The 23,376-nt window shown below is 59.6% G+C and carries 26 protein-coding genes, 1 tRNA gene and 1 pseudogene; 18 read left to right on the forward strand and 10 right to left on the reverse strand.

Annotated elements, in window-relative coordinates:
• Nucleotides 1–26: 26 nt before the first annotated feature.
• Nucleotides 27–392, reverse strand: coding sequence for a hypothetical protein (locus AC0V6M_RS01405; protein ID WP_472644561.1), 366 nt, complete (start codon nt 390–392; stop codon nt 27–29).
• A 121-nt stretch (nt 393–513) separates the two neighbouring features.
• Nucleotides 514–2,130, reverse strand: coding sequence for a phosphoenolpyruvate carboxykinase (locus AC0V6M_RS01410; RefSeq protein ID WP_486137081.1), 1,617 nt, complete (start codon nt 2,128–2,130; stop codon nt 514–516).
• A gap of 314 nt (nt 2,131–2,444) precedes the next feature.
• Here AC0V6M_RS01410 and AC0V6M_RS01415 point away from each other — a divergent pair, with 314 nt between their 5' ends.
• The 7 genes and pseudogenes from AC0V6M_RS01415 (at nt 2,445) to AC0V6M_RS01445 (ending at nt 7,814) form a co-directional block, all read left to right on the forward strand.
• Nucleotides 2,445–3,209: a response regulator gene (locus tag AC0V6M_RS01415; protein WP_486137082.1), complete on the forward strand. Its 765-nt coding sequence runs from the start codon at nt 2,445–2,447 to the stop codon at nt 3,207–3,209.
• Nucleotides 3,202–4,774, forward strand: a pseudogene (locus tag AC0V6M_RS01420) (sensor histidine kinase). The gene AC0V6M_RS01415 and the pseudogene AC0V6M_RS01420 overlap by 8 nt, the downstream one beginning before the upstream one ends.
• Nucleotides 4,775–4,779: 5 nt before the next feature.
• On the forward strand, nt 4,780–5,217 hold the full coding sequence (locus AC0V6M_RS01425) for an HPr kinase/phosphorylase (protein ID WP_486137083.1): 438 nt from the start codon (nt 4,780–4,782) through the stop codon (nt 5,215–5,217).
• A 55-nt stretch (nt 5,218–5,272) separates the two neighbouring features.
• On the forward strand, nt 5,273–6,181 hold the full coding sequence (rapZ, locus tag AC0V6M_RS01430; RefSeq protein WP_486137085.1) for an RNase adapter RapZ: 909 nt from the start codon (nt 5,273–5,275) through the stop codon (nt 6,179–6,181).
• Between the two features lie 90 nt (nt 6,182–6,271).
• Nucleotides 6,272–6,697 (forward strand): PTS sugar transporter subunit IIA, encoded by a 426-nt coding sequence (locus AC0V6M_RS01435; RefSeq protein WP_486137086.1) that lies wholly within the window; start codon nt 6,272–6,274, stop codon nt 6,695–6,697.
• A complete protein-coding gene (locus AC0V6M_RS01440) occupies nt 6,694–6,972 on the forward strand; it encodes an HPr family phosphocarrier protein (protein WP_486137087.1) in 279 nt (92 codons plus the stop codon). The genes AC0V6M_RS01435 and AC0V6M_RS01440 overlap by 4 nt, the downstream gene beginning before the upstream one ends.
• Before the next feature lie 8 nt (nt 6,973–6,980).
• The gene (locus AC0V6M_RS01445) at nt 6,981–7,814 is read left to right on the forward strand and encodes a TrmH family RNA methyltransferase (protein ID WP_486137088.1); all 834 of its coding nucleotides are present in this window, start codon (nt 6,981–6,983) and stop codon (nt 7,812–7,814) included.
• A 102-nt stretch (nt 7,815–7,916) separates the two neighbouring features.
• Here AC0V6M_RS01445 and AC0V6M_RS01450 read toward each other — a convergent pair whose 3' ends face one another.
• The 5 genes from AC0V6M_RS01450 to recR form a co-directional block, all read right to left on the reverse strand.
• Nucleotides 7,917–8,246, reverse strand: coding sequence for a hypothetical protein (locus AC0V6M_RS01450; RefSeq protein WP_486137089.1), 330 nt, complete (start codon nt 8,244–8,246; stop codon nt 7,917–7,919).
• A 135-nt stretch (nt 8,247–8,381) separates the two neighbouring features.
• On the reverse strand, nt 8,382–9,800 hold the full coding sequence (locus AC0V6M_RS01455; RefSeq protein ID WP_486137090.1) for a DNA recombination protein RmuC: 1,419 nt from the start codon (nt 9,798–9,800) through the stop codon (nt 8,382–8,384).
• A gap of 60 nt (nt 9,801–9,860) precedes the next feature.
• Nucleotides 9,861–10,169: a hypothetical protein gene (locus tag AC0V6M_RS01460; protein ID WP_486137091.1), complete on the reverse strand. Its 309-nt coding sequence runs from the start codon at nt 10,167–10,169 to the stop codon at nt 9,861–9,863.
• 18 nt (nt 10,170–10,187) lie between these two features.
• Nucleotides 10,188–10,766 (reverse strand): peptide deformylase, encoded by a 579-nt coding sequence (locus AC0V6M_RS01465; protein WP_486137092.1) that lies wholly within the window; start codon nt 10,764–10,766, stop codon nt 10,188–10,190.
• 37 nt (nt 10,767–10,803) lie between these two features.
• Nucleotides 10,804–11,400, reverse strand: a complete 597-nt coding sequence (gene recR / locus AC0V6M_RS01470) for a recombination mediator RecR (protein WP_486137093.1) — start codon at nt 11,398–11,400, stop codon at nt 10,804–10,806.
• A 53-nt stretch (nt 11,401–11,453) separates the two neighbouring features.
• Here recR and fmt point away from each other — a divergent pair, with 53 nt between their 5' ends.
• From fmt to AC0V6M_RS01485, 3 genes are all read left to right on the forward strand, one after another.
• Nucleotides 11,454–12,359: a methionyl-tRNA formyltransferase gene (gene fmt / locus AC0V6M_RS01475; RefSeq protein ID WP_486137094.1), complete on the forward strand. Its 906-nt coding sequence runs from the start codon at nt 11,454–11,456 to the stop codon at nt 12,357–12,359.
• On the forward strand, nt 12,356–13,117 hold the full coding sequence (gene truA / locus AC0V6M_RS01480; protein ID WP_486137095.1) for a tRNA pseudouridine(38-40) synthase TruA: 762 nt from the start codon (nt 12,356–12,358) through the stop codon (nt 13,115–13,117). Before fmt ends, truA begins: the two co-directional genes overlap by 4 nt.
• Nucleotides 13,118–13,208: 91 nt before the next feature.
• Nucleotides 13,209–14,321 carry a zinc-binding dehydrogenase gene (locus AC0V6M_RS01485; protein WP_486137096.1) on the forward strand — a complete coding sequence of 371 codons (1,113 nt, stop codon included), beginning with the start codon at nt 13,209–13,211 and terminating at the stop codon, nt 14,319–14,321.
• Nucleotides 14,322–14,435: 114 nt separating this feature from the next.
• Here AC0V6M_RS01485 and AC0V6M_RS01490 read toward each other — a convergent pair whose 3' ends face one another.
• A complete protein-coding gene (locus AC0V6M_RS01490; protein WP_486137097.1) occupies nt 14,436–15,416 on the reverse strand; it encodes an asparaginase in 981 nt (326 codons plus the stop codon).
• A 95-nt stretch (nt 15,417–15,511) separates the two neighbouring features.
• On the opposite strand from AC0V6M_RS01490, the gene AC0V6M_RS01495 reads away from it, so the two are divergent.
• Together AC0V6M_RS01495 and AC0V6M_RS01500 are read left to right on the forward strand one after the other, a co-directional pair.
• Nucleotides 15,512–15,587: transfer RNA gene (locus AC0V6M_RS01495), tRNA-Val, on the forward strand.
• Between the two features lie 93 nt (nt 15,588–15,680).
• Nucleotides 15,681–16,937 carry an FAD-dependent oxidoreductase gene (locus AC0V6M_RS01500; protein ID WP_486137098.1) on the forward strand — a complete coding sequence of 419 codons (1,257 nt, stop codon included), beginning with the start codon at nt 15,681–15,683 and terminating at the stop codon, nt 16,935–16,937.
• On the opposite strand, the gene AC0V6M_RS01505 is transcribed toward AC0V6M_RS01500, so the two are convergent.
• On the reverse strand, nt 16,883–17,479 hold the full coding sequence (locus AC0V6M_RS01505; RefSeq protein WP_486137099.1) for a TlpA family protein disulfide reductase: 597 nt from the start codon (nt 17,477–17,479) through the stop codon (nt 16,883–16,885). The two genes, AC0V6M_RS01500 and AC0V6M_RS01505, sit on opposite strands and share 55 nt — an antisense overlap.
• 16 nt (nt 17,480–17,495) lie before the next feature.
• Between AC0V6M_RS01505 and argH the strand changes: the two genes are divergently transcribed.
• The 4 genes from argH to AC0V6M_RS01525 are packed head-to-tail and all read left to right on the forward strand — an operon-like array spanning nt 17,496 to nt 21,280.
• The gene (gene argH, locus AC0V6M_RS01510) at nt 17,496–18,872 is read left to right on the forward strand and encodes an argininosuccinate lyase (protein ID WP_486139551.1); all 1,377 of its coding nucleotides are present in this window, start codon (nt 17,496–17,498) and stop codon (nt 18,870–18,872) included.
• Nucleotides 18,872–19,150 (forward strand): hypothetical protein, encoded by a 279-nt coding sequence (locus tag AC0V6M_RS01515; protein WP_486137100.1) that lies wholly within the window; start codon nt 18,872–18,874, stop codon nt 19,148–19,150. Before argH ends, AC0V6M_RS01515 begins: the two co-directional genes overlap by 1 nt.
• On the forward strand, nt 19,120–20,379 hold the full coding sequence (lysA, locus tag AC0V6M_RS01520; RefSeq protein ID WP_486137101.1) for a diaminopimelate decarboxylase: 1,260 nt from the start codon (nt 19,120–19,122) through the stop codon (nt 20,377–20,379). Before AC0V6M_RS01515 ends, lysA begins: the two co-directional genes overlap by 31 nt.
• Before the next feature lie 13 nt (nt 20,380–20,392).
• A complete protein-coding gene (locus tag AC0V6M_RS01525) occupies nt 20,393–21,280 on the forward strand; it encodes a precorrin-2 dehydrogenase/sirohydrochlorin ferrochelatase family protein (RefSeq protein ID WP_486137102.1) in 888 nt (295 codons plus the stop codon).
• Nucleotides 21,281–21,289: 9 nt separating this feature from the next.
• Here AC0V6M_RS01525 and AC0V6M_RS01530 read toward each other — a convergent pair whose 3' ends face one another.
• Nucleotides 21,290–22,297, reverse strand: a complete 1,008-nt coding sequence (locus AC0V6M_RS01530; RefSeq protein ID WP_486137103.1) for a MarR family transcriptional regulator — start codon at nt 22,295–22,297, stop codon at nt 21,290–21,292.
• A gap of 130 nt (nt 22,298–22,427) precedes the next feature.
• Here AC0V6M_RS01530 and AC0V6M_RS01535 point away from each other — a divergent pair, with 130 nt between their 5' ends.
• Nucleotides 22,428–22,994: an RNA polymerase sigma factor gene (locus tag AC0V6M_RS01535; RefSeq protein WP_486137104.1), complete on the forward strand. Its 567-nt coding sequence runs from the start codon at nt 22,428–22,430 to the stop codon at nt 22,992–22,994.
• Nucleotides 22,994–23,374, forward strand: a complete 381-nt coding sequence (locus tag AC0V6M_RS01540; protein ID WP_486137105.1) for a DUF6768 family protein — start codon at nt 22,994–22,996, stop codon at nt 23,372–23,374. The genes AC0V6M_RS01535 and AC0V6M_RS01540 overlap by 1 nt, the downstream gene beginning before the upstream one ends.
• Nucleotides 23,375–23,376: the final 2 nt, after the last annotated feature.

Genomic DNA, 23,376 nt, shown 5'->3' on the forward strand with positions numbered 1-23,376 from the left:
TCCGTCCCCTAGCTCAAGTGCCGTGATTACTTCTTGCCGAACAGGCCTTTGGCCATGCCCATCACGTCATTGATCGGGTTACCGTCGCCATCACGGTCAAGCATTGAGGCGAGCCCTGCGAGGCCGCCTTCGCCGCCCTGCAATTTGGAGGACAAATCGCCCAATGCGCCTTCACCGCCCATTTGCTCCATGATCGAGCCGAGCATGCCGCTGTCGATGCCGGTCTTCTCTGCGGCGAGTTCCACCGTATCGCCCTCTTCTGGGTGCGACTGACCCAGAGCGGCAACAGCTTTCTCAGCCATAGCAGGATCAATTCCAACCTTTTCAGCGAGGCTCGCAACCGTGTCTGGTGAGCCTGAAACTTGCTGCATGATGCTGTCGAGAATGCTCATATTATTGATCCCTTCTAATGATTCTTGATTGCCTTAGTCTGCGCGCAATGGCCGCAAATGAAAAGGCCCCGCTCCGGCTGTCTCGCCGGGCGGGGCCTTCTTCTCCAACTGTAAAATTGTGTTACGCGGCGACCGGTGCATCCGGTGCGGCCTGCCTCACGCCTTCATCAACATGCGCTTCGAATTCCGCGAAATTGTCGATGAACAGCCGCACCAGCTTGTGCGCCGTCGCATCATATTCGCGTTTGTCAGCCCAGGTCTCACGCGGGTTAAGGATCGCTTGATCGATCCCCGCCTTGGCCAGCACTGGTACGTGGACCGGCACATCAAAGCCGAAATTGTCGTCGCGGCGATATTCGACATTGTCGAGATCACCGTTGAGCGCCGCGTTGAGCAGCGCGCGTGTGGCCTTGATCGGCATCCGGTTGCCGACGCCATATTTGCCGCCGGTCCAACCGGTGTTGAGTAGCCAGCATTGCACGCCGCCCTTGGCGATGCGTTCTTTCAGCAGATTGCCATAAACGCTCGGGTGACGCGGCATAAACGGTGCGCCAAAACAAGTGCTGAAGGTTGCCTCTGGCTCGGTCACGCCGATCTCTGTGCCAGCAACTTTCGCCGTGTAGCCCGACAGGAAGTGATACATCGCCTGTTCGGGTGTCAGCCGCGCAATCGGAGGCAGCACGCCGAACGCATCGGCTGTCAGCATCACGACATTGCTGGGCACTGGGCCAAGGTTATCGGCGCTGGTGTTCGGGATGAAATCAATCGGATAGGCCCCGCGCGTGTTCTCAGCCAGCGAGTTATCGTCAAAGTCGAGCGTGCGGGTGTGTTCGTCCATCACCACGTTTTCAAGCACTGTGCCGAAGCGCTTAGTGGTCGCATAGATTTCCGGCTCAGCCTCTTCAGACAGGCGGATCATCTTCGCATAGCAGCCACCTTCAAAATTGAAGACCGCCGTGTCAGACCAGCCATGCTCATCATCGCCGATAAGCGTGCGCGAAGCGTCCGCGCTGAGCGTGGTCTTGCCGGTGCCGGATAGGCCGAAAAACACCGCCGTCTTGTTGTCCGGCCCGATATTAGCCGAGCAGTGCATCGGCATCACGCCTTTGGTCGGCAACAGATAGTTGAGAATGCCAAAGACACTCTTCTTCATCTCGCCGGCATATTTCGTGCCCCCGATCAGGATAAGCTTTTCAGACAGATTGACCGCAATCACCGTCTCACTGCGCGTGCCGTGACGCGCCGGGTCGGCCCGGAAACTGGGCAGATCGATGATGGTGTATTCAGGCGCGAAATCGGCCAGCTCGTCAGTGTTAGGACGGACCAGCAGAGTGCGGATAAACAGATTGTGCCAGGCTAGCTCGTTGATCACGCGCACGTTGACGCGGTGCTCTGCCTGCGATCCGCCAAACAAATCCGCGACATAGAGAGTTTCTTTCTCGCCAAGGGCAGCGAGGAAATCCTGTTTGAGCGCAGCAAAATGCTCCGGCGTCATAGAGGCATTGACCGTACCCCACCACACGGTGTCCTCAGTAAAAGAATCGCGCACGATGAACTTGTCTTTCGCGCTGCGCCCGGTGTGCGCGCCGGTTTTCACGACCAATGCGCCGTCCTTCGACAGAGCGCCTTCGCCGCTGGAAATCGATGCTTCGACAAGCTCTGGTGTGCCGAGGTTGGGGTGAATTTCAGCTGAGGTTTCAATACCCTGTGATGACAAAGGGTGGGCAAGCGGGGTCAACGCATTTCTCCTGAACCATTATGGTTGTGCAATTTATGAAACCGGAAACATTGCTTCCCCGGCGACCGCTTTGGAATGCCTTGCGGTGCGTCAGTGGCCTGCGCTGGTCCGTTTATGCATACGTGTGCATAGATGCGCGCAGCAGCCCCGTCAAACGCGGCAAGCGCAATATCTACTGTCATCTTTGCAAGCTGCGCTTGCGCTCTAAACGCCTGCGTTGTTTATGGCGCTTGATGCGGCTATTCATGGCGCGAGCGCCGCACCGCGCAGGCACCCTAACCAAACGCAAACTAAATGGCTGGGAGACATAACGAATGAGCGATAGCACCAGCGATATCATGACCAAGGCAGAGCCTGCCAAAGGCGATGAAGTGACTATCGCGCTGGTCGATGATGATCGCAATATCCTCACCACCGTTTCGATCGCGTTGCAGGCGGAAGGGTTCGTGACCCGGCTCTATTCCGACGGCGAAACGGCGCTTAAGGCGCTGCTCGACAATCCCCCTGATCTCGCCGTGTTCGACATCAAAATGCCGAAGATGGACGGCCTGGAATTGCTCAGCAAAGTGCGCGAGCACACCGCGCTGCCAGTTATCTTTCTCACCTCCAAAGACGATGAGCTGGACGAAGAAGTGGGGCTGGAATTGGGCGCGGATGATTACATCGCCAAGCCGTTCAGCCTACGCCTGCTAATCGCCCGTATTCGCGCGATTCTGCGCCGTGCTGACCCGAGCAAAGCCATAGGGATTGAGACCCAAGAAATTGAGCCAGTCAATCCCAGCATTTCGACCGGGCGGCTGTATATGGACCCCGCGCGCCATCATGTGACTTGGGATGAAAAGCCGGTCAGTCTGACGGTAACAGAGTTCCTTATCTTGGAAGCGCTGGCTGCGCGTCCCGGCGTGATCAAAAGCCGCAACCAATTGATGGATGCGGCCTATCCAGACGATATTTTCGTCGATGACCGCACTGTGGACAGCCACATCAAGCGCATGCGGCGCAAATTCCGCGTCGTCGATCCGCAATTCGGTGCGATCGATACGCTCTACGGGGCAGGCTACAGCTTCACTGATGGTTGAAGATGATGCTCCAACGCTTGATCAAGGAGTGGAACGCCTCAGTCTAACGGGGCGATTTTCGCTCACCGCGCGCATACTCATCGTGAACCTCTTGCCGCTGCTGTTCTTGGGCGGCGGGCTGTTCTACATCGACAGCTACCGCACACAGCCGCTTGATGAGCGTTTTAAGCTTGCCCGGATCGAGGCTCAGATTGCGGCAGAAGCTCTGGCCGGCGTCACCCGCGAGCGCCAAGAAGCGCTGCTGGTGCAGATCGGCAAAGAGCAGCGGATGCGGATGCGCATGTTCGACGCAGAAGGGCTGCTTTGGGCCGACAGCTTCGCGCTCGACGAAGACGGCCCAGCGTTTGAATTTGACGATATCAGCGATGATGATTGGAACCTCCGCTTTGCCCGCTGGCTCGACCGCGCAGTCGACACCGTCGTCAGCGCCAAGCCGGTCACAGATTATGTCGAGAAGGAATCGGATCAGGCCGATGATTGGCCAGAATTGGTGGCGGCACGCGAGCAGGGCATCAGCCAAATCACCCTATACGATTGGCGTGATGGCACCCCAGTGATCACCGCTGCCGCTCCTGTCGGGTTGAATGGCGCGACCCTGCTGACCACGCGCAATGCGGTCGACATTACAGAGGCGGTGCGCGCGGCGCGGTCGACCTTGGTGATTGCAGTTCTGATCGTCTTATTCGCCTCATTCCTTTTGTCTCTGTTCCTCGCCCGTACAATCGTCACCCCGCTGCGCTTACTGTCCAAAGCGGCAGTGAGGGTGCGCCAAGGCCGCGAACGCGAAGTCGAAGTTCCTCGTCTGCCGGAACGCGGAGATGAGATCGGTCTGCTCGCCCGAGCTGTTTCCGACATGACGGGCGCGCTGCGTCACCGGATTGATGCGGTCGACAGCTTTGCCGCTGATGTGGCGCACGAGATTAAGAACCCGCTAGCGAGCCTGCGCAGTGCGATCGAAGCATTGCCGCGCGTCGAAGACGAAGAGACGCGCAAGAAACTCACGGATATTGCGACCCATGATGTGCGCCGCATCGACCGGCTCGTCACCGAGATTTCCGACGCAAGCCGGATCGATTCTGAAATGTCGCGCGCCACGCTGGAGCGAGATCGACCTGTCCGATCTGGTCCGGGCCATCATTGGCAGCCGCGAAGACCGTGCTGAAAATCGCAACCGAGAGATCATTCTTAAGGCGCGCGGATTCGCCGCCAATGTCATCGGTGTTGGCCCGCGTTTGGAGCGGGTGGTCGAAAACCTGCTCGACAATGCCGTGTCGTTCTCGCCTCCCAAGGCGCCGATCCTGGTCGAGATTGAGAACGACGGGGAATGCGTCGCGCTGACCGTCTGCGATGAAGGCCCCGGCATTCCAGAGGACGCGCGCGAGAAAGTGTTCACCCGCTTCCATTCGATCCGCCCGGACAATGAAGATTTCGGCAACCACTCCGGCCTCGGACTCGCCATCGCGCGCGCCATTGCTGAGGCGCATGACGGCTCTCTTGTGGCAGAAAGCCGAGCCGACGGGCTAAGTGGCGCCTGCCTTAGGCTGCAACTTCCAGCGGCGGTCTGACCAAAATGGAACCGTTGCTTGTCCAGGCCAGCGCGATCGCCATTAATGGGCAAGCACTGTTGATCGAAGGCGAGCCGGGCAGCGGAAAATCCTCACTCGCTCTCGCCCTGATCGAACGCGGTGCGAAGCTGATCGGCGACGACGGTATCACGCTGACCCGGGAGGGCGAGCAACTCATCGCTTCACCCCCGCCCAACATCACCGGCAAGCTGGAGATAAGAGGCCTGGGAATCGTCGATCTTCCAACGGTTAGCGCACCGCTCGCGCTGATCCTCACCCTAGCCGATGACGCACCGCGCTATCGCGAGGTCACCGACGCCCGCGAATTGCTCGGCTGCGCAGTGCCCTCCCTGCCTTTTGTGCCCGGCACAATCGCGCCAGCAGAGCGCGCACTGTGGGCACTAAAACTCCACGGACAGCACAGCGGGCTTGCAATCCGGTAAGACGAGCGCGAAGAACGCGGCCAAGGGTCGAACACGCAAAGGCATCTATTCGCGCATGAACCAGCCCAGCCCATCCAGCGATCAACGCCAGCAAATCCTGCTTGTCACGGGCCTATCCGGCGCGGGCAAATCAACCACGCTCGATGTGCTGGAGGATATGGGCTGGGAAACGATTGATAACTTCCCGGTTCGCCTGCTGAAGCGGCTCATTTCCAATCCCGACCAACAGGGCGCGCCATTGGCAATCGGATTCGACTCGCGGACACGCGGATTTGTGCCTGGCAACATCATTGAGCTGGTCAAAGAGCTGGCGAAACGCCCGGATATCTCGATCACCTTCATGTTCATTGATTGCACCAGCGGAGAGTTGGAACGGCGTTACAACGAAACCCGCCGCCGTCACCCAATGGCACAAGGCCGCCCTTTGCAAGAAGGGATTAAGGCCGAACGCGAACTGCTCGATCCGCTGCGGCGCTGGGCCGATATCGTGATCGACACCAGCGAGCTCGCCAGCAATCAACTGCAAAACCACGTGCGCGATCTTTTCCGCGAAGAAACCGGGCAGCCGACCACGCTGACCATCTCAAGCTTTGGCTTTGCCCGCGGAATGCCGCCGCTCGCCGATCTGGTGTTCGACATGCGCTTCCTCGACAATCCGCATTGGGTAGAGGGACTGCGCGAACTGACCGGGCAAGATGAACCGGTCGCCAAACATGTCGCCAGCGATCCCGCATTTGGCCAGGCCTTTACGCAGATTCGCGATCTCTTGCTGACCTTGCTGCCGCGCTATCAGTCGCAGGGCAAAGCCTATGTCCACGTCGCCTTTGGTTGCACCGGAGGGAGACACCGCTCAGTTTTCACCGCTGAAGAGATGGCCAAAGGCTTGCGCGAGGCAGGCTTTTCGCCCACTGTCCGGCACCGCAATTTGGGCTCTCGCGCCGCCGACGAAATTGAACGTGGGTGACGCATTTGAGCCTTTTCGCAACGATTGGGCCTCGGCATTGCTGTCTCAATGCCCCGCGCCGCAGGTAACGAACGGACCCGGACTTCACACATGATTGGTTTGATTCTGGTCACCCACGGCCGTCTTGCGGAGCAATTTGTCGATGCGATGGAGCACGTTGTTGGTCCTCAGGAAAGCATCGCGACGGTTTGCATTGGTCCCAATGACGATATGGAGCAGAGGCGTCAGGATATCGCCGAAGCAATCACAACCGTTGAAAGCGGCAGCGGCGTTATCATCCTGACCGACTTGTTCGGTGGCACGCCGTCAAATCTTGCCATTTCGCTGCTCGATAGCGGCAAGGTGGAAGTGATCGCAGGGATCAATTTGCCCATGCTGATCCGTCTCGCTGGGGCACGCGGCAAAATGGACGTGCGCGAGGCCGTCCATGCAGCGCAAGAGGCTGGCCGCAATTATATAACCGTCGCCAGTGAGCTGCTTGGAGACGACGCTAAGCCGAGTAAGGCGCAAGCATGACCGAAACTCGCCGCACCATGGAAATTGTCAATCAGCGCGGCCTGCATGCGCGGGCTAGCGCTAAGTTTGTAGGAGCAGTCGCTGCGCTTCCTGAAGGCGTCAAAGTGCGCGTTGCCAAAGACGGCAACGAAGCTGCTGGCGGTTCTATCCTCGGCCTGATGATGCTGGGCGCGGCCAAAGGCGACAGCGTCGACCTAATCGTCGAAGGCGACAGCGCCGAAGCCGTGCTTGAGGAATTGTGCGCGCTCGTCGGAGACGGCTTTGGCGAGGAGTGAGCGGGCCAATGCCTGACACCGCAAATGACACATTCGAACCCGGTCGCAAGCACATCACCGGGTTCTCCAATGCCACGGTCAAATATATACGTTCACTGCGCGATAAGAAGCATCGCAAACGCTCCGGGCAATTCTTGGCGGAGGGTCTGCGCCTGCTGACCGACGCGCGCGAATGCGGCCATATTCCGCGCACTTTGGTGATGGCGGAGGCGCGCGATCAGCATAGCTTGCTCGATGCGCTGGAAAATGACGTGCTCGCCGCGGGCGGTGAGATCATCACTACCACGCCCGACATCCTGACCAAGATCACCGGCAAATCCAACGCGCAGAGCGTCGTCGGCATGTTTGCCCAGTTCGACACATCCTTGAGCGCATTAGACCGCGCCGCTGCGCCAATTTGGATGGTGGCGCAGGACCTGCGCGATCCCGGCAATTTGGGTACCATGCTGAGGACTTGTGATGCGGTTGGCGCGGGCGGCTTGATCCTGATTGACGATTGCGCCGACCCGTTCAGCGCGGAGGCCGTGCGCGCCAGCATGGGCGCCGTGTTCACGCAAGGAATCGCCCAGGCGCGGTGGGAGGAGTTTCTTCCATGGCTGAGAGGCAGAGAGGGCCAATTGGTGGCAGCATCCTTGAGAGATGCCGTGCCTTATCGCAGTGCTGACTACTGCAATCCCTGCTTCATCCTGGTGGGCAACGAATCCCAAGGCTTGCCGGAGGCTTATGAGGCGGAGTGCGATTTGCGGGTGACCATGCCCATGCGAGGCCGCGCCGATTCGCTCAATGCAGCGGTCGCGGGCGCAGTGCTGGCCTATGAGGTGCTGGCCGGGCTGGAAGATTAGAACCGAATAAGAGGACGCCGCACACGCGCCCTTCCCCAAAGCAAATCGGCGAGACAGAACCTAGCTCTGCCTCGCCGATGCGATACTCAATGTGATGAGCGCTTAGCCTTCAGCAAGCATCTCATCATAAACTGCACATGCAGCAGCTACGTCGTAGCCTTCTTCCTGAGCTTGCGCTTGAACTTCTTGAAGCTTGGCAGCCATGGCTTGCATTGCTTCTGGATCGTTAGCGAGCTCTTTCATTTTCTCGCCAACTTCGGTTGCCTTAGCGACCAGGGTCTCTTCGTTGCACTCTTCAGCGGCTGCGGTTTCAGTGGCTTCTGTGGTTTCTTCCGCTGCGCCTTCTGCAGGTGCGTCGGTTGCTTCGCCGCCACATGCTGAAAGTGTCAGAGCTGCTGCGGTTGCTACCGCGAAAAGATTTGTCTTTTTCATCTATTAATCCCCTTCATATCCCGTCTTTGGGCGCCGAGAGGCCTAGGCAGGTGTTTGGGGTTTGGCAACATCCTGTGTTGCTTTTGAAGCAAGTGTCCACGAACGGGATGGATGGCCTTGATTTGGAAGGCTCAGCTATTCCGCCGCATCGCGTTTGTCATCGAGCGTACCGAGATCATCAGGCACATTTGCTGCATCCTGCGCGTTATAACGCGGCGCGCTTTCAACCAGCGGCACTTCTTCAATCTCGCGCTTGCCGATCTCAATGCCTTTATCGGCCAAGCGCTTGCCCGATGTGAGCACATTGCGCTCAAAACTGCCGACAAACTTGTTGTAATTCGCAACTGCCGTTTCAAGGCCTCCGCCAACACGCTTCATATGCTCTGCCGCAACCCGCAGCCGGTCATACAACTCCGCGCCCAGCTTGCCGATTTCCTGCGCTTCGCCTGCCATCTTGTCCTGCCGCCATACCTGCGCGACAGTGCGAGCAATCGCCACTAAATTGGTCGGGGTGGCAAGCAGCACCTTGTTGCTGAACGCAAAATCCCACAGCTCTGGATCGTGCTCTAACGCGGCGGCAACGAAGTGCTCGCCCGGCACGAACATCACGACATAATCGGGCGCGTCCTCGAACTGGCTCTGATAGCTTTTCGAACCGAGCGTCTGCACGTGATTGCGCATGCTCTTAGTGTGCAGATCGAGGTGCCGCGCGCGTTCGCTGTCGTCCTCGGCCTCAAATGCGGCCTGATAAGCATTGAGCGACACTTTTGCATCGATCACCAGCTTCTTTTGCCCTGGCACATTGATGATCGCGTCGGGACGCAGGCGGCCGCTGTCGGTCTCCATCGATTGCTCAAGGTGAAAGTCGGTGTGCTCCGCGAGCCCGCATTGCTCCAGCACATTCTGCAGCGCCCGCTCACCCCAGCGCCCGCGAGCTTTCGGGGCGTTGGTCAATGAATTGCCGAGCCGCTGCGCCTCGCGCCGGACCTCTTCCTGCCCTTCGCGCATGGATTGGATCAGGCCGTTTAACTGCCCAAAGGCGTCAACCCGCTGCTTCTCCAGCGTCTCCACCTGGCGTTCGTATTTTTCGAGCCGCTCGCCAACCGGTTGCAACAGCGATTTGATCTTGGCCTCGCCGGTTTCTTCCGATTGCTTGAAGCGCTCTTCTGCCCGGCGCAGAAATGCCTCTTGCGCCTTGCCCAGCACAGCAGCACCGGTGTTCTCAAATTCTTTCAGCAGCGCCCCGCGCGATTCCTCCAGCAAACGTTTCTGCTCGGCAAAGGTCGCGGCTTGCGCCTTTAGCCCCGAGTTTTCCTCGCGCAGCCTGTCCAGATCGCTCGCGAGGCCGTTTGCTCGCGCAGCCCTCTCCCCAAGCGCCGAGACCTCAATGCGCGCCTCGCCCAATTCCGCGATTGCCTGCTTAAACTCGCCCTCTTTCTCGCTCAGCCGCTCACGCAACTCTGTTGCCGGACGCGAGGCAAAAAACCACGCCGCGCCGCCGCCGACCAGCAGGCCGAGAATAAGAGTGATAATGGCGAGAAGGGTCGTATCCATCGTGTAACCTTATGCGGAACGGACGGGGAACGCCAGCCGAACTTTTACGAAACTTGGGGGTTATGCAATCTGCTTTGCCTCGCGAAAGGAACGAATGCTTACCACAAGGGCCACTAGGGAGGCAGCCGCTGCGAGGGCAATCCATAACCAATCGCGAGGCTCGTCATTATAGGCAGTCCAGGACTCGTACGCCCATGCCCCGACCAGCAGCAGCCAACCAATTCCGATGGCTAGGTAAGATACTCTAGAACGTGGCTCATCATCATCCGCTCGCGACTTAGTTGCAGAGTCGAGCAGAAAGCCAGCCGCAATCCACAAAAGTGACCCAATCATGAGGATCACGAACCCACTGGCGATATCTTCAAACATCCCCATCAGGCCGATCTTCTAAGCCGCCTGCCTGATCTTCTTCAGCTTCTTCAGCGCCATGCTGCGCTTCAGGCGTGAGAGGTGGTCGATAAACAGGATGCCTTCGAGGTGGTCCATTTCGTGCTGGATGCAGGTCGCCATCATGCCTTCGAGCGATTCCTCGTGGGTGTTACCCTCGACATCCTGATAGCGCACGCGGCATGTCGCGGGACGATCTACATCGGCGTAAATCTCTGGAACGGAAAGACAACCTTCCTGATAGGTGGCCAGCTCTTCTGCCGGATCGAGAATTTCCGGGTTCACGAAAACGCGCGGTTCTTTCTTTACTGGATAATACTTGTGAGAGCCCTGGCCATCGCCGTGATCGTGGCCGCATTCTTCCGGTTCTGCATCCATATCTGGCTCTTGCAGATCAATCACCAGCAGGCGTTTAGGCACGCCGACTTGGATCGCGGCCAGGCCAATGCCCGGCGCATCATACATCGTCTCAAACATGTCAGCGACGAGGGTTTTCAATTCGTCATCGAACTCTGTGACAGGTTCAGACACGATTTTGAGCCGGGGATCCGGCACTTCTAGGATTTCACGAATAGCCATGAGGGTGATTTAGTGTCCGCGCGCGCCGCTCGCAAGCCTAGTCTACAGGGCGCCTTGCACGAAGCGCCTGAGCCAGCGTCCCTTCGTCGAGATAATCCAGCTCTCCGCCCACGGGCAGGCCATGCGCCAGCTGCGTGATCCGTAGACCAAAGGGCTCCAGCCGCTCCGCAATGTAATGCGCGGTGGTTTGCCCCTCCAGCGTGGCATTCATCGCCAGCACAACCTCGTCAACCTCGCCGCCCTCCAGGCGGGTGAGCAGATCGGTTATGTTGAGGTCTTCTGGGCCGATACCATCAAGCGCAGATAAGCGCCCGCCCAGCACATGATAGCGCCCTGAAAACAGCCGCGCCCGGTCGAGCGCCCAGACATCGGCGACGTCCTCCACCACGCAAAGAGATTTTGCATCGCGCCGATAATCTGCGCAAATGCCGCAAGGGTCGCTCGTGTCGACATTGCCGCAGGTCGCGCATTCGACCAATGTCTCGCTAACTGCGCCGAGCGCATCGAGCAGAGCAGGCAGCGCCTGTTCCCGGTTCTTCACCAGCCACAGCACAGCGCGGCGTGCAGAACGCGGCCCAAGCCCGGGAAGCCGGGCCAATGTGCTGGAGAGCGCTTCGATCTCTTGCGATGCCATGGGCAGAGAGATAGGGGCTTGGCGAAGTTTGAGAAAGGCCGGGGCACGTGTCCATGCGCATAATTTTTATGGGAACGCCCGATTTTGCGGTGCCAGCCTTGGCCGCTCTGCATGAAGCCGGGCATCAAGTGGCATGTGTTTACACTCAGCCGCCCCGCCCAGCTGGCCGCGGCAAAAAGCTGCGCCCATCGCCGGTGCAGCAGAAGGCGGAGGCATTGGGCCTTACAGTGCGCCATCCCAAATCACTGAAATCGGACGAGGCGCGCGCGGAGTTTGCAGCAATCGGCGCAGAGGTAGCCGTGGTGGCGGCTTACGGTCTGATCCTGCCGCAAATCGTGCTGAATGCGCCGACGCATGGCTGCCTCAATATCCATGCCTCGCTGCTGCCGCGTTGGCGCGGGGCCGCGCCGATCCACCGCGCGGTTATGGCGGGGGATGAGCAGACCGGGGTCACAATCATGCAGATGGAGGCTGGGCTAGACACCGGCCCGATGCTTTCCAAAGTGACCACGCCTGTTTCGGACAAGACAACCGGCGAATTGACCGAGGAGCTGGCCGAGCTTGGGGCCAATGCGATGATCGAAGTGCTCGCTGACCTGCCGAACATCACACCGCAAGTGCAGGATGATGACGCGGCGATCTATGCGCCCAAGATCGACAAGGCAGAGGCGCGGATCGATTGGTCGAGGCCTGCCGCTGACTTAGTGAACCATGTTCACGGTCTGGCCCCCTTCCCCGGTGCTTGGTTCGAATTGACCGGCGAGCGCGTGAAGCTGCTGCGAGCCGAGGCGTGCGAAGGTTCGGGAACAGCGGGCGAGGTACTCGACGACGATCTCGCAGTCGCATGCGGAAATGGCGCATTGCGCCCTGTCCGGCTTCAGCGCGCTGGCAAACCAGCGATGGATCGCGAAGACTTCTTGCGCGGTCGCACGGTAGCAAAGGGCACACTCCTGACGTGACCCGGTTTGCGCTGACTCTAGAATTTGATGGCTCGCCTTACCAAGGGCTGCAGCGGCAAAAGCATGGGCCGAGCGTGCAGCAGGCCGTCGAAGAGGCCGCGCACCGGATAACCGGCGAAGACGCACAATTGCTCAGCGCCGGGCGGACAGACACGGGCGTCCATGCGCTCGCCATGCGCAGCCATATAGATATTGAGAAGGACTTCACCCCCTTCCGCTTCATGGAGGCGCTGAACGGGCAATTGCGCCCTCATCCGATTGCCGTCACTGCCTGCGAAGAAGTGGACGAGGATTGGCATGCGCGCTTTTCCTGCACCGGGCGGCGCTATCTTTACCGCATCATCAACCGCCGGGCGCCGCTGACCTTTGGCCGCAACCGCGCCTGGCAGGTTGGCCCTGAGCTTGATGTGGAGGCGATGCAGCGCGCGGCCCAAGCTCTGATCGGTAAGCATGACTTCACCACATTCCGCTCCGTCAGGTGCCAAGCGAAAGATCCGGTAAAAACGCTCGACCTGCTCGAAGTGAAGCGGGCCACGACAGAATTGGGCCCGGAAATTCATGTGCATGCGGCCGCGCGCAGCTTCCTCCATCATCAGGTCCGCTCCATGGTCGGCTGTCTCAAGCTGGTCGGTATGGGAACCTGGGCAGAGGACGAAGTCGCCGAGGCATTGGCCGCACGGGACCGCCAGAGATTGGGCTATAACGCGCCGCCGCATGGGCTCTATTTCGTTGAGGCGATCTATCCCACCGGCGATTGAACTCTCTTGCGCTGCCTTACGCAACGTCACCCTAGCCAAGCGCGCATCGCTGGCCTAGCCAAGCCTTCAAAGCAATCAAGGAGAGACCCCCATGACGACCACTGGTAAACAGCTTTTCACAACGCTCGATGCGGGAGGCGCACTGACCGTCGAAATCGCGGAAGCGAGCTTCCCAGAGCCGACCGGCAACCAAGTGCTGGTCAAGATGGAAGCGGCCCCGATCAACCCATCGGACCTCGCGATCTTGACCAGCGCGGCTGATTTTGAGAATGCAGAATATTCTCACGGTAAAGTTGTGGCGCAAATGCCAGAGCCATTCCTGTCGGGTCAGCGCGGGCGCCATGGCCAGCGCCTGCCTGCGGGCAATGAAGGCGCGGGCACCGTAATTGCAACTGGTGATGGCGACATGGCGAAGGGTCTGATGGGCCAGCGAGTGGCCTGCGTTCCCGGCAATGCTTTTAGCCAATATGCAATTGCCGATGCGATGATGTGTCTGCCGCTGGGCGATCACACGTGCGAACAAGGGGCCTCCAGCTTTGTAAATCCAATGACTGCATTGGGCTTTGTCGAAAATGCAAAAAAGGACGGTCAAAAGGCGATCATTCACACAGCGGCGGCATCCAACCTTGGCCAAATGCTCAATCGGATTTGCATCGAAGATGGGATCGAGTTGGTCAATATCGTGCGCAGTTCAGACAATGTCGCGATGCTAAAAGACCAAGGTGCAAAGCATGTCGTGAATTCATCGGATGATGATTTCATGGCACAATTGCGCGCAGCGATTGACGCAGCCGATGCGTTCTATGGATTTGACCCCATCGGCGGGGGTCAGGCAACCGACACTGTCTTTAAGGCGATGGAACAAGTTGCGGTTTCGAAAATGACCGAATTTTCGCGTTATGGCTCTGAACAGGCAAAACGCATGTTTATCTATGGCCGGTTGGATTTTGGTCCCACGATCCTGACGCCTAGCTATGGCTTTGGCTGGACATTGTCGGGTTGGCTGCTGACGCCGTTCTTGCAACAGGCTGGCATGGAAACAGTGGTCAAAATGCGCACGCGCGTTTTGCAGAACCTCACCACGACTTTCTCCAGCCACTATAAGGAAAAAGTGTCTTTGGAAGAGATGCTGACCAAGGACGCGATCCTTGATTATCGCCAGATGAAAACTGGCGAGAAGTATCTGGTTACGCCGCAGGGGTAGGAACCAAATCAAAGAGTCGTTTGCGCTGAGCTTGTCGAAGCACTGCATTTTCTTCGGGTAACTGCTCAGAGAAAGAAGTGCAGCCCTTAGGCCGGCTCAGGGCGAACGGGATTGTTAGGGATTATCGTACTCAGCTTGAATCGCGGCGGGTTCAGTCGTTCCTGCCGCGATTAGCATTTGCAGCAGGATCCGCGCCTTTTGCGGATTGAGCGCGCGCGCAGCGATAAATTTGTTCTCATCATCTTCTGGCTCGCGGTCGACGAGACCTTCATCCAGACGGCTCGCGCGGACGATCGGCATGCCTCTCGCTGCAAGATCGACCAAAGCGCTGCGCACCGCATCCGGCATATTGCCCTCACCCAGCCCAGCCACGACCAAGCCGCGCGTTTCGGCGGTCACCAATCGCTCGACATAATCCGGCGTCATGGCAGCATGGACAAACAGGATTGGCACATCCGGCAGATCGGTGGTGAACACAAAGCGAGCGTTCGCACCCACGCGCCAAGGCGCGCCAAACCAATCAAGCGCACTTGGAGTGACGAGCGCAATCGATCCGCGCGGAAAGCCCTGAAACGCGTCGGTGCCGCGCGTACGGCTCTTGCGGATATCACGCGCGGCAAACACTCGGTCGCCCATCACCACCAGGACACCGCGCCCAGCCGCATCAAGATCGGCCGCCACCCGCATCGCATTGGCGAAATTGCGCAGGCCGTCATAACCGACCGCATTGGCAGGCCGCATCGCGCCGACCAGAACCACCGGTTTATGCGTCGGCAATGTCAGGTCGAGCAGAAAGGCGGTTTCCTCGACCGTGTCGGTGCCATGGGTGATGATCACTCCGGTGCAATCAGGATCGTCCATCGCGGCCACACATGCATTATGCAGCTGCGCCCAGATCGCCGGGCTCATATCCTCAGAGCCGATATTGGCGACCTGCTGGCCGGTCAGATGCGCATCAATGCCCAAAGTTTCGACTCGGGCCAGAAAATCGCCGATTCCGATCTGACCGGGACGATAATCGTGCCGAGTCGCGCTATCTGCCTCGCCAGCGATCGTGCCGCCGGTGGCCAAAACAGTGATATTTGGGGTGCTCATACCGAGGGCAAATAGCGCTCAATGCATTTTCACACCACATAGCAATTGATTTTCAAGAAATGCCCGCTAGAAGCGCCTCTTCCGTTCAACGGAACGGGCGATTAGCTCAGTTGGTAGAGCATCTCGTTTACACCGAGAGGGTCGGCAGTTCGAGCCTGTCATCGCCCACCATCATTTTGCGGCTCAAAATGATGCGGACCCATCCAAAATTCTCACGCCAAAAATTCTCGACGTGAACGCCGATTAGCGGCAAGGCGTGTTCCCATGATGGGGCACACAATTGCTATTGCGGGATGCGGACCGGCGGGCCTGGCAGCTGCGCTGATGCTGCACCGCGACGGGCACCGCGTCTGCCTGTTTGATCAATTTGACGAGCCCGGCCCGGTTGGCTCTGGCCTGATGATCCAACCCACGGGGCTGGCCGTGCTGTCGCAGCTAGGACTGGCCGGCCAAGTCGCGGCGCGCGGCTCGCGGATTCATGCACTGAAGGGTCTGGTAGAGCATGGCCGCACCGCGCTCGATGCGCATTACGATCAATTGGGCCTTCCCGGTGCCTTTGGCATTGGGATTCACCGCGCTAGCCTGTTCGATGTGCTTTACCGCGCCGTCCAGAGTGATGGCATCGCAATCAAAACCGGCCGCGCAATCACTGGCAGCACGCTTAGCAATAGCGGGCGGCGCCTGACCTTTGACGATGGCAGCGAATCGGAAGAATTTGATCTTGTCGTCGATGCCAGCGGTTGGTCGAGCGTGTTTGATCCAGCTCTCAAGAATATCCTAGAGTTTGGTGCTCTATGGGCGAGCCTGCCGCTGGAGCCGGGTGATCCGTTTGATATGGGCCTACTCGAGCAGCGCTATCGCCGGGCGGCGCAAATGGTTGGCGTACTCCCGATTGGCGCGCGCAGCGCCGATACCTCGCCAGAGGCGGCCTTTTTCTGGTCGCTCAAGGTCTCTGATTACCCGAAATGGCGCGAGACTCCGCTGGACGAATGGAAGGCCGAGGTGCGCGCGCTTTGGCCCGAAACAAAGGCGCTGCTTGCCCGCATTACCTCGCGCGATCAGCTGACCTTTGCGCGCTACGCCCATCGCACGGCCAAGCGTCCGGTTGGTGAGCGCATGATCATGATTGGCGATGCATGGCATTCCGCTAGCCCGCAATTGGGCCAAGGCGCGAATATGGCGCTGCTCGATGCCTGGTCGCTTAAACGCGGGCTGGCCGAGGGCCGCACGCTTGATGAAAAACTGCGGCTTGCCGTGTCATGGCGGCGGGATCATGTTGACCTCTATCAATGGGTCACAGCCTTCTTCACCCCGCTTTATCAATCGGATGGCAAGTATAAGCCGCTGCTGCGGGACCGGGTGCTTGCGCCGATTTCTCAGATTTGGCCGATCTCGCGTATCCAATCACTGCTGATGTCGGGACTGTTTGGCTGGCCACTGGCCTCGCTTGGCCTCTCCGCGCCCGATTACTCGGCAATTTCCTCAGAGATCAGCGCCAGCGCATCTTCGCTGTCCCAATGATAGCCGCCCTTCACGCGCAATATTTCGCGTCCCTCTCCGTCAAACAGAATCGTTAGCGGCAAGACCCCGCCATTATCGAGCGCACGGTCCAGCGTGCCCTGCGTATCCAGCCAAGGCTCCAGATTGGCGAAGTCATATTTGGCGAAGAACGGCGTTACCAAATCGGCCCCGCGTATATCCTGGCTGATCGTGATCACCCGCAAGTCATCGCCCACCTCGCTCGCCAGATTGTCGAGCGAGGGCATTTCGGTGACGCACGGGGCGCACCACGTTGCCCACAGGTTCACAATCACCGGCTGACCATCGAGCGCGCCGAGATCGAGCGTGTTCCCCTCCGCATCGCTGAACGACAAAGCGGGCGGCTGAGTGCCCGCTTGCGTACGGTCAATCTCGCCTACTTCACCGTCGGGCAAGCTCTGCTTTTCACCCGTCAATTCACCCTGTTGTTGCGCGCCATCGCTCTGCGCACTATCGCAGGCGGCAAGAGGCAGCACCAAAGGCATCAGTGCAGCCAAAGCAAAGAACGGCGAACGAAGCGACATGAGCAAATCCAACACGATGTGGGGCGGCAGGTTCTCAGATGGACCTAGTGCGATCATGCGCGAAATCAATGCCTCGATCCCGTTCGACAAAGCGCTGTGGCGGCAAGATATTGCTGGCAGCCGCGCCCATGTCGCCATGCTAGCGGCGCAGGGGATCGTGAGCGCCGAAGACGCAGAGGCCATTGACGGCGGCCTCCAAACCATCGCAGCGGAATATGAGCGCGACGGGGTTCCGGAAGACTGGAGCCTAGAAGACATCCACATGACGGTGGAGGCGCGCCTGACCGAGCTGATCGGGCCAGTCGCCGGCCGCCTCCACACCGCGCGCAGCCGCAATGATCAGGTCGCGACCGATTTCAAACTGTGGGTGCGTGAGGCGTTTGACCAAATGGACGCAGGGCTCGCGGAGTTGCAGCGCGCTCTGGTGAACCGCGCTGATGAGCACGCAGGCAGTGTGATGCCCGGCTTTACCCATCTGCAAACCGCGCAGCCTGTGACGCTTGGCCACCATCTGATGGCCTATTACGAGATGCTGCGGCGCGATCGCTCGCGCCTCGCGGATGCCCGTGTGCGCCTCAATGAAAGCCCGCTTGGCTCGGCCGCACTGGCGGGAACAGGCTTTCCGCTCGACCGCGATATGACCGCGAATGCGCTGGGCTTTGACCGTCCAACCGCGAATTCCCTTGATGCCGTGTCGGACCGGGATTTTGCGATGGATTTCCTGTTCGCTGCATCAACCTGCGCAGTGCATCTCTCGCGCCTCGCCGAGGAGTTTATACTGTGGGCGAGCCAGCCCTTTGGCTTCGTCACCATGGCCGATGCGCTATCCACGGGCAGCTCGATCATGCCGCAGAAGAAGAACCCCGATGCCGCAGAGCTGGTGCGCGGCCATGCAGGCCGTGTGATCGGCTGCACCACGGCCCTGATGGTGACGATGAAGGGCCTACCGCTTGCCTATTCCAAGGATATGCAGGACGACAAACCGCCCGTGTTCGAGGCCGCCAGCCTGATGGCGCTCAGCATCGCGGCGATGACCGGCATGGTCGCGGGCAGCACGTTCAAGACGGAGCGCATGCGCCAGGCCGCAGAGCTTGGCTATGCCACGGCGACCGATCTGGCAGACTGGCTGGTGACAGAGGCCGACATTCCGTTCCGCGAGGCGCATCATATCACCGGCGCAGCCGTAAAGCTGGCGGAGACGCGCGGCTGCGCGCTTGATGAATTGCCCCTAGAGGATCTGCGCGAAATCGATACGCGGATCGATGAGCGCGTGTTTACGGCCCTCTCGGTAGACGCATCGGTTGCAGCGCGCGCTTCCTATGGCGGGACCGCGCCAGAGCAGGTAAGAACGCAAGTGAAACGCGCCCGCGCCGAGCTAGGGATGGATGAATAATGCAAAAATTGATCATGATCCCATTGCTGATCGCGCTCGGTGCATGCGGCGCCCGCGGAGACCTGAACCCTCCGCAAGGTGCGAGCCTACCGGTTGCCCCGCGCGGCGCTGAAACCCCGCCGAACGCAGAAGAATTGCTGGAACGCGATGCCCTCGCTGCGCCAGAACGCAGCGTGGAGCTGCGCCGCCGCTCGGAAGAGCGCGAAGACGACCCGTTTGATCTCCCCCTGAATAAAGCACACGAAATATGGACCATTTTGCCCTCAAAGACGGCGTGATGCATGCCGAAGACGTACCCTTGCCGCGGATCGCGGATGAGGTTGGCACACCCGTCTATGTCTATTCACGCGCTACGTTAGAGCGCCATGCCCGCGTCTTTCGCGAGGCGCTAGGCGGCGTACCAGACAAGCTGATCGCCTTCGCGGTCAAAGCCAATCCCAACCTTGCCGTGCTCAAAGTGTTGCAGCGTCAGGGCTACGGCGCGGATTGTGTTTCGATTGGCGAGGTCCGGCGCGCACTTGCCGCCGGTATGGCGCCCGAGATGATCGTCTTCTCAGGAGTAGGAAAGACCCGCGCCGAGCTGGCTGCTGGGCTCAAACTGGGCATTGGCCAGTTCAACATTGAAAGCGAAGAAGAAGGCGTCGAGCTCGCCGAAGTCGCTGAAAGCATGGGGATGACGGCCGATTGCGCGCTGCGCATCAACCCGGATGTCGATGCCGGTACGCATGACAAGATCTCCACCGGCAAAGCGGATAACAAATTTGGCGTGCCGATCGATCAGGCTGGCCAAATCTTTGGCAAACTTGCCCATTCGCCCGGCGTGAACATGCGCAGTGTTGCCGTCCACATTGGCAGCCAGCTAGCAGATATCGCCCCGCTGGAGCGCGCCTTTGAGAAGCTGGGCGAGCTGGTCAAAGCGCTGCGCGGTGCGGGCCACAACATCACCCATGTCGACCTCGGCGGCGGCCTGGGCGTGCCATACCGAAAGGGTGAAGAACTGCCCCCTCCTGCCGAATATGGCGCAATGGTTGCCAGGGTGACGAAGGACTGGGGCGTGAAGCTGATCTTTGAACCGGGCCGTGTGATCGCGGGCAATGCAGGCGTCTTGCTGACCCGAGTGGTGCGCGTGAAGCGCGGGCTCAACAATCCGTTCGTCATCGTCGATGCGGCGATGAATGACCTCGCGCGCCCTGCGCTATACGGTGCATATCACCACTTCGAAGCGGTTGAGCCGGGCGGATCACAAATGACCGCCAATATCGTTGGCCCGATCTGCGAAACCGGCGACACCTTTGCCATGGGCCGCGAGTGCGATGAAATGGCAAGCGGCGAACTCGCTGTGTTCCGCACAGCCGGTGCCTATGGCGCAACCATGGCCTCAAGCTACAATTCGCGCGGCTTTGTGGCTGAGGTTTTGGTCGATGGCGACAAGTTCGCCGTCGTCGCCGACCGGATCGATGCGGGCGCGATTATGGATGCCGAGCGCGTTCCCGACTGGCTTGCTTGAGTAGCCAAGCCCGATGAGCGAACTTCAGAGCCTTCCCCTATTTCACCGCATTGCCGGACAAAAGGTGTTGGTTCTGGGCGAAGGCGATGCGGCGGAGCCCAAGCGCCGCCTGGTCGAACGGGCAGGCGGGATCATCATTGATGATATGGCCCAAGCGGTGGATGAAGGCGTGCGTATCGCCTTTGTCGCGTACGATGATGCGAAGGCGTGCGAAGTGGCCGCCATCAACCTGCGCTGTGCCGGGATGATCGTGAATGTGGTCGACAAGCCTGATCTGTGCGATTTCACCACGCCGAGCATACTCGACCGCAACCCGGTCTTGATTGCGGTCGGAACCGGCGGCGCATCCGCGGGTCTTGCAAAACACATCAGGCTGAGACTGGAGCGGACCTTGCCGCAGGGCCTCGGGAAATTGGCCGAGGCCCTGTTCGCGGCGCGCGCCAAGCTGCGCGAGCAGTTTCCCGATGGCGGCGACAGACGGCGAGCCTTGGATGAGGCCTTGCGAGAGGGCGGTGCATTGGACGCCCTGGTCGCCGAATCGCCTGAGCGCGTGGGTGAATGGCTCGACAGCGCGCTTGAGGCGCAAAGCAGCGAAACGGCAGAATTCGTCATTTCCAGCGCAGATCCGGAAGACTTGACCGTCCGGCAGTCACGCATGCTGGGCGAAGCCGATGCAGTTTGCGCGATTGGCAATATTCCCGCCGCCATCCTAGCCCGAGCACGGGCCGATGCCATTCGCATTGGCTGCGATGTGAGCACTTGCCCCAATGCGCAGCGAGGTAACGCTGGCAGCGACGGTGATAGCTCTCCCCCTCACTGTCCGCTCGCTACTGACCAGTTTGCGCTCAGTGAGAGCCACAACACTCTTACCGTGATCCTGCGCTGGCAAAGCGCCGACTAGCCAGCCAGCTTAAGCCGCCAGGTTGAGCGGTGCATCAATCGCCGCAAAATAGCTCGCCATGCCATCGGCGCTCGCCTCGCTCAGCGCGACGAAGGCCCGGCGTTTGTCAGTGGAATCGGCGATCCGCACAAAAATGCCGCTATCAACCATCTGCCGCACCCAACGCAGCGCCGTTGTTGCCGGAACCCCGGCCGCAATACACAGCGAGGTGACTGAGACACGGCGGTGCTCAGCATGAGCCGCCGTCAGATCGAGCAGCATATCCCAGGCCGGATCAGCAAACAGCTCCGCGTCAAAGAACCTCGCCCTGGTCTGACGATTGGCGATAATCTGACGCACCAACCGGGGATCGGGCAAAGGCGGGCGTGCAGTGTGCAGCGGCGTCGGGCTGCTATCGCCCAAAGCCGCATCAGTCCGGTCCGAGGCGTTTCTTGCGGTCTGCTTGGCCGTAAAATCGCCCGCAGCCACCTGGCCTGAGCCCTGAGGCTTAAGCGGTGTGTCGGACAGCCCCTCCAGCTTGCTAGCGATGGCATCAACCTGCTGAGACAGCCTTAGCAAGGTGAGCCGATCTTCCTCGGTCATTTCGCACACGCGCGAATTGGAAACGCTGGCGATCACTCGGCCCGCAGCGACAATACGATCCGCCCGCGTGGGGTTAACCAGAAACTGAGGATCAGACTGATCCATGGCGGCAAACACATCATCCAGCGCATCGAGCGAGGTGGAAACGATCAATTGCGAACCCGAGCGCGCGACCCGCATATCGAGCCGCGAGAGCGCCGCCAATGTCTGCGCGTCTACCGATGGGCAATCGATTAAGACAACATCGCCCAGCACCCGGACGGGCCCCTCCAGCAGGTCAGCGATCGGGCCGCCATCAGCCGCGCGAAACCCAGCGCCGACCAAATCCTCGGCAATCTGGCCGCGCATTGCGGGCCGATCAGCAAACACCGCAATACTAGCAGGTTCTCCGGCCGGATCACACGCCACATCGTACGAAAAATCTACTTGAGCCATCGAATCGCCCCCTTGATAGAATGAAACACAAGTAGAACAAAACGTGTTCAAGTCAAGAATTCGTGTAAATCTAAGGCAATTTTACCGAAGGCATTGAACCTTTTGCGCGGAATGCGCGACTACTCCAGTAATGACCAAGCAAACCTGCCCTGCCCCGCCGAACCCCGGCGTTCTGTTCGACGAATTGCTCGTCGTGATGGTGCAGCAAGGCGACCAAAAAGCGCTCGTACGACTGCATAAGCGCTGGGATGCTCGGCTGATCCGTGCGGCCTATCGCTACACCGGCGACCGCGAATTGGCGCGAGATCTGGCGCAAGAATGCTGGATCGGGATTTGGAAGGGCATTGGTAGTCTGCGCGATCCGGCACGGTTTCGCAGCTTTGCCTTTGCGATCCTGCACCGGCGCGGGGCGACGCATCTGAGCAAGCGCATTCGCGAGCGAGGTAAAGCTGCGAAGGCGGAGGCAGAAGAAGCGCAAGCACCCGCGCAGGACGATGCACTCGCATTGCAGCAGGCCTTTGCCAGCCTACCGCCTGATCAGCGCCTCGCGGCGCATTTGCACTTTGCCGAGGGGCTTACGCTCAACGAAATCGCTGCGGTGCAATCGATCCCGGCAGGCACGGCCAAAAGCCGCCTGTTTCACGCACGCCGCAAATTGAAGGCGGCCTTATCTGAACACACTGAAGGAGACATATGATGACCAGCACTGATGACCGCATCAAAGACGCGCTCGATGATGACGATTTTGAATTCCTCAAAGACCTGGAAGGCGACCGCGGGCTGTTCCAGCAGATTGGCGACAGCTGGAAGGGGCCGCTTGGCGGATGGGCGAAGCTGATCTTCGCCTTCACAGCCGCGCTGGGCGTGCTGTTCCTGTTCGTGATCTGGCAGGTCGCTCACTCCACAGATCACCCCATGATCCACGCGCTATGGGCGATAGCCGGTGTTGCATTGCTGGTGGTGATTGGGTTTGCGAAGGAGTGGATGTTTGCTCGCATGAACATGCTGACAATCCTGCGCGAAGTGAAGAAACTGCAGGTGCAGGTCGCGCTGCTGTCTGAAGAGCGCGAGAGCTAATG

This window comes from Erythrobacter sp. JB3-1 (genome assembly GCF_057364995.1).

Coding starts and splice junctions, on each gene's coding strand:
- AC0V6M_RS01455 (WP_486137090.1), bottom strand. CDS start 9,800: ATGGATACGACCCTTCTCGCCATTATCACTCTTATTCTCGGCCTGCTG.
- AC0V6M_RS01405 (WP_472644561.1), bottom strand. CDS start 392: ATGAGCATTCTCGACAGCATCATGCAGCAAGTTTCAGGCTCACCAGAC.
- AC0V6M_RS01525 (WP_486137102.1), top strand. CDS start 20,393: ATGAGCGAACTTCAGAGCCTTCCCCTATTTCACCGCATTGCCGGACAA.
- AC0V6M_RS01425 (WP_486137083.1), top strand. CDS start 4,780: ATGGAACCGTTGCTTGTCCAGGCCAGCGCGATCGCCATTAATGGGCAA.
- AC0V6M_RS01440 (WP_486137087.1), top strand. CDS start 6,694: ATGACCGAAACTCGCCGCACCATGGAAATTGTCAATCAGCGCGGCCTG.
- recR (WP_486137093.1), bottom strand. CDS start 11,400: ATGGCATCGCAAGAGATCGAAGCGCTCTCCAGCACATTGGCCCGGCTT.
- argH (WP_486139551.1), top strand. CDS start 17,496: ATGTGGGGCGGCAGGTTCTCAGATGGACCTAGTGCGATCATGCGCGAA.
- fmt (WP_486137094.1), top strand. CDS start 11,454: ATGCGCATAATTTTTATGGGAACGCCCGATTTTGCGGTGCCAGCCTTG.
- AC0V6M_RS01465 (WP_486137092.1), bottom strand. CDS start 10,766: ATGGCTATTCGTGAAATCCTAGAAGTGCCGGATCCCCGGCTCAAAATC.
- AC0V6M_RS01485 (WP_486137096.1), top strand. CDS start 13,209: ATGACGACCACTGGTAAACAGCTTTTCACAACGCTCGATGCGGGAGGC.
- AC0V6M_RS01490 (WP_486137097.1), bottom strand. CDS start 15,416: ATGAGCACCCCAAATATCACTGTTTTGGCCACCGGCGGCACGATCGCT.
- AC0V6M_RS01445 (WP_486137088.1), top strand. CDS start 6,981: ATGCCTGACACCGCAAATGACACATTCGAACCCGGTCGCAAGCACATC.
- AC0V6M_RS01530 (WP_486137103.1), bottom strand. CDS start 22,297: ATGGCTCAAGTAGATTTTTCGTACGATGTGGCGTGTGATCCGGCCGGA.
- AC0V6M_RS01505 (WP_486137099.1), bottom strand. CDS start 17,479: ATGTCGCTTCGTTCGCCGTTCTTTGCTTTGGCTGCACTGATGCCTTTG.
- rapZ (WP_486137085.1), top strand. CDS start 5,273: ATGAACCAGCCCAGCCCATCCAGCGATCAACGCCAGCAAATCCTGCTT.
- AC0V6M_RS01415 (WP_486137082.1), top strand. CDS start 2,445: ATGAGCGATAGCACCAGCGATATCATGACCAAGGCAGAGCCTGCCAAA.
- AC0V6M_RS01435 (WP_486137086.1), top strand. CDS start 6,272: ATGATTGGTTTGATTCTGGTCACCCACGGCCGTCTTGCGGAGCAATTT.
- AC0V6M_RS01500 (WP_486137098.1), top strand. CDS start 15,681: ATGATGGGGCACACAATTGCTATTGCGGGATGCGGACCGGCGGGCCTG.
- lysA (WP_486137101.1), top strand. CDS start 19,120: ATGGACCATTTTGCCCTCAAAGACGGCGTGATGCATGCCGAAGACGTA.
- AC0V6M_RS01535 (WP_486137104.1), top strand. CDS start 22,428: ATGACCAAGCAAACCTGCCCTGCCCCGCCGAACCCCGGCGTTCTGTTC.
- AC0V6M_RS01460 (WP_486137091.1), bottom strand. CDS start 10,169: ATGTTTGAAGATATCGCCAGTGGGTTCGTGATCCTCATGATTGGGTCA.
- AC0V6M_RS01450 (WP_486137089.1), bottom strand. CDS start 8,246: ATGAAAAAGACAAATCTTTTCGCGGTAGCAACCGCAGCAGCTCTGACA.
- AC0V6M_RS01540 (WP_486137105.1), top strand. CDS start 22,994: ATGACCAGCACTGATGACCGCATCAAAGACGCGCTCGATGATGACGAT.
- AC0V6M_RS01515 (WP_486137100.1), top strand. CDS start 18,872: ATGCAAAAATTGATCATGATCCCATTGCTGATCGCGCTCGGTGCATGC.